Genomic DNA, 3,769 nt, shown 5'->3' with positions numbered 1-3,769 from the left:
TATGTAGTATGTAGTATGTAGTATGTAGTATGTAGTATGTAGTATGTAGTATGTACTTAAATTGAATATATGTATAAGTTAAACTGATAATGCACAAGGGCTCCCCGTCTAAGGTCTAGGATAAAAAACCACCTGTAGTCCATTTTGCAGAATACAATTCTACTTTACAATGTGTATATAAGGCAAAGGCAACATTTGCTACAACCAGATAGGAAAGTGAAAAGGTACTTGCTTTACAATCTTAAAGTATTGTTATTTGACTAAAGATCAACATCTAAGAAGTGTATACCAAAAATGATGAATACCAATAACGAGGTAAAGGAGGTGGAACATTTGCGCATAAATCGTAAAAGTATAGCTGCTTTTGCATTAATTTTCATCGGTGTGTTGATGGTTTTTGGCAAATTTTTACCCGAAGTACATAGTCTACTCAGTTATCTGATAGGACTATTATTTCCAGTCGCATTACTTGTACTTGGATATTATGCTTTACAAAGCGGACATCGATTTTTGGGAATTGCATTATCCGTTATAGGTGCATGTATCCTGTTTGCTAAATTGTCTTGGATTATCGGGCCTGCTATTGGAATCGCATTAATATGGTGGGGCTATTCATTACTAAAAAATCGTCATCATCAACAAGAACAGAATAGAATGTTCTAAACAGATTATATTCTTTATGTAAATCACTTCTTATTGTTGATGTACAAGCTGTGAATGGGTAACATTCTAATAAAGCGATTTATATTGTACGATATAAAGATAATAAGATGTTATTACGAAATATTGTAAGTTATTTTTGAAAAAAGTAGTAAAATATTATTAATAGTTGATTTCATCTGTTATTCATACTTGTTCGATATGATGCAATACGATATAGATGAATATCAAAAAAGATCACTTGTGATCAAGCAAGGGAGGGAGCAATTATTCATGAACGTTTTTAAACGTGTACGTGATATTACAGTGGCTACTTTAAATGAAAGATTAGAACAGAGTCAAGATCCTGTGAGAATGATTGATCAATTTCTTTTAGATACACGACGTGCTATTACAGAAGCTGAACAATTGCAGCATCATGTGACTCAACATACACGTCAGTTAAAACAACATGTAGATCAGGCATCTGCGATGCGTCAAAAGCGCGAAGAACAAGCGATGTTAGCTCTACAGGCTGAAGAAGAAGATTTGGCTCGTATGGCTTTGCAAGAAAAAGTGATGTATGAAGAAAAAGAAAATCAGTATTCTGAATTGTTGGATCAAAATACAGAAGCTTTGCGAGAAGTACAGGCTCAATTAAATACATTAAAATCAGAGTACCAAGCAGTCTATAGCAAACGTGAGTATTATTATGCTCGTATGGAGACTCTTCGTTTGCAACAACAGATGAATCGTCGTTTTGGTAATGCGGTACAAAGCACACCACAAGCATTTGGACGATTAGAAGATCGCATTTCCGATTGGGAGATTGAAGCCAAAGCATTACGGGATTTGCGAAATGGTGATTCTTATTCTTCTGGTTCAGGCACAACGAATGGTGTGTCGTTAGATGAGGAATTGGAACGGTTAAGACGTAAGCTTGATGCAGATCGTAAGGAGGAGTAATATGCGTCCGAAGTTATATCGTTCAAATCATGATCGGATTTTGACGGGACTTAGTGGCGGTCTAGCTGAATATTTTCAGATTAATCCTACGTTGTTGCGGGTTCTGTTAATATTAAGTATTCCTTTTACCGGAACAACGACAGTGCTGATCTATATTATTGCTGCATTGATTGTACCTAAACAACCGCCAGTATATCGTCCTTTTGAACAAAGTCCTTTTCATGAAGAATATCAAGAAGATCGTTATGGTCCGCGTCAAAGTTATGGCGGATACTGGGGTACTTCACAAAATGCGTATGAACCTAATACGTATGATGCTCCACACAAAAGCAATTCTCGTTATTTTGGGAAAAATCGCCCTCCACAACAAGCTCCAGATCAGACATCCAAATCAAATGGTGATCTTGATTCGATGATGGAAGGTATTGAAAATAAAGCTTTACGTAAAGAAGTAGAACAATTAAGAAAAAAAGTCGCTCAATATGAGAAGGGAGATTTATAATATGGGAGTTTTTAAAAGATTGAAAGATATGACTAAGGCATCGGTGAATGATTTACTAGATAAGGTAGAAGATCCAATTGTAATGTTAAATCAATATCTGCGTGATATGGAAGCAGAAATTCATCAAGCAGAGGTTACTGTAGCTAAACAAATGGCTAATGAACGTCGTATGAAACAACGTTTTGATGAAGCTGCACGTGTAGGTATGCAACGTGAAAGCCAAGCAACCGCTGCACTTAAAAATGGTCAAGAAGAAGTGGCACGTAAATTGCTAGAAGAAAAGTTGTATTTTGATCAAAAATTCACTGAGTATTCTGAAATGCATAGCCAAGCTAAAGAGCAAGTGACAGATATGATGAACCAATTGCATGAAATGAAAGACGAATTCTACAAAATGCGTAACAAACGTAATGAATTGGTTTCTCGTGCTCAAATGGCAAAAGCGAAAAAACAAATGGCTCAAGTAAGTTCTGTAAATTCAATTGATAAAGGCGGCGCTTCGCTTGGATTTAACCGCATGGAAGAAAAAATTATGCAAATGGAAGCAGAAGCAGATGTAATTCGTGCTCCTTACCGTTCTGGTTATGGATCAAGCCCGTATGTGAGTGCAGAAGATGCAGAAAAACAACTTAGAGTGGATGAGCAATTGAATTTGCTGAAAAGTAAATTGGCACCTAAAACCATTGAATCTAATCCATCTGAAGGTCCATCTCTTTCTAAAGAAGATACACAATATTAATTTGTTCTTTTGAGCAGACTAAGTGTTCATAGATATGATATAGCTATTCATAGATGTAAATCATAGTTATTAAAATGACAATATGATATGCTAGAACAGGCGAAGCCATACAGCGTATGTGTCATCATGCGGGTATGGCTTTTCTATTATTAGCAGTAAAGGAGGTGCGGTTATGGGAAGAAAAAGAAAAATATTTGCAGTGTTATTAATTGCGATTGGCTTGCAGGTGCTTTTGGGTGTATCATTTGGCTTTTTTACGGTTGCCGCACTTCTTTTGTTGCTAATTGGAATTATGCGTTTACGTAGTGGAGCGATGAGACAAGGGTATATTTTCGGCGGAATAGGCTTAGGGTTATTGTTATTAGATCATTTGATGATTGTAGTCGGGGTTACTTTGATATCGTTAGGATGGTTTTATGTACATGCTAATAAAGCACATCGGGGACAACCATATCGTTTGAAACAAGGATTTATCACAAATATGCGTTATGATCGTGAACCGTGGATGATGCAAAGTTCTAGTTCATGGCACGCTATAGGAGATATTGATTGTGATCTGTCGCTGGCTATGCCTGATGAATCGGAGACTGTTCTTTATTTTCAAGGAATATTAGGAGATCTGGACTTTTCGATACCAGAAGATTATGGTGTAGAAATTGAAGCATATTTATTGTTTGGTCAGATTGGCTGTGAATCGAATGGCTATCCTATAGCAGAACGACAACAAGGAGTGCAGAATCGATTGCAATGGAAATCAGCTAATTATGCTACCAGTAAACAAAAAGTGAAGTTGGTTATTTCATATATTGCAGGAGATCTAAATATTCGATTATCCTCGTAATCTGTTTATACAAAAGTAAACTTTTACAGCAGTAGCAGTAGCAGTAGCAGTAGCAGTAGCAGTAGCAGTAGCAGTAGCAGTA

Annotated in this window: 5 protein-coding genes; all 5 read left to right on the top strand. The window is 36.4% G+C overall.

Annotation, left to right across the window (positions count from 1 at the left end):
- Positions 1-333: 333 nt before the first annotated feature.
- The 5 genes from QCD85_RS23575 (at position 334) to liaF (ending at position 3,687) form a co-directional block, all read left to right on the top strand.
- Positions 334-663, top strand: coding sequence for a hypothetical protein (locus QCD85_RS23575; protein WP_274171902.1), 330 nt, complete (start codon positions 334-336; stop codon positions 661-663).
- Between the two features lie 270 nt (positions 664-933).
- A complete protein-coding gene (locus tag QCD85_RS23570) occupies positions 934-1,605 on the top strand; it encodes a PspA/IM30 family protein (RefSeq protein ID WP_274171903.1) in 672 nt (223 codons plus the stop codon).
- A gap of 1 nt (position 1,606) precedes the next feature.
- Entirely contained in the window at positions 1,607-2,107 is a 501-nt protein-coding gene (locus QCD85_RS23565) for a PspC domain-containing protein (RefSeq protein WP_301264077.1), read from the top strand.
- Between the two features lies 1 nt (position 2,108).
- Positions 2,109-2,846 carry a PspA/IM30 family protein gene (locus tag QCD85_RS23560; protein ID WP_301264076.1) on the top strand — a complete coding sequence of 246 codons (738 nt, stop codon included), beginning with the start codon at positions 2,109-2,111 and terminating at the stop codon, positions 2,844-2,846.
- A gap of 172 nt (positions 2,847-3,018) precedes the next feature.
- Entirely contained in the window at positions 3,019-3,687 is a 669-nt protein-coding gene (gene liaF / locus QCD85_RS23555) for a cell wall-active antibiotics response protein LiaF (protein WP_273613546.1), read from the top strand.
- The last annotated feature ends 82 nt before the right edge of the window (positions 3,688-3,769 follow it).

The sequence above is a fragment of the Paenibacillus sp. PsM32 genome, from assembly GCF_030433815.1.
Lineage (GTDB): Bacteria > Bacillota > Bacilli > Paenibacillales > Paenibacillaceae > Saccharibacillus > Saccharibacillus kyungheensis.
The sequence above is the reverse complement of the archived record's forward strand: the minus strand, read 5'-3'. Positions and strand labels throughout refer to the sequence as shown.

Bases quoted from the DNA above. Each gene is read 5' to 3' on its own strand.
- liaF (WP_273613546.1), top strand. From the start codon at position 3,019: ATGGGAAGAAAAAGAAAAATATTTGCAGTGTTATTAATTGCGATTGGC.
- QCD85_RS23570 (WP_274171903.1), top strand. From the start codon at position 934: ATGAACGTTTTTAAACGTGTACGTGATATTACAGTGGCTACTTTAAAT.
- QCD85_RS23560 (WP_301264076.1), top strand. From the start codon at position 2,109: ATGGGAGTTTTTAAAAGATTGAAAGATATGACTAAGGCATCGGTGAAT.
- QCD85_RS23565 (WP_301264077.1), top strand. From the start codon at position 1,607: ATGCGTCCGAAGTTATATCGTTCAAATCATGATCGGATTTTGACGGGA.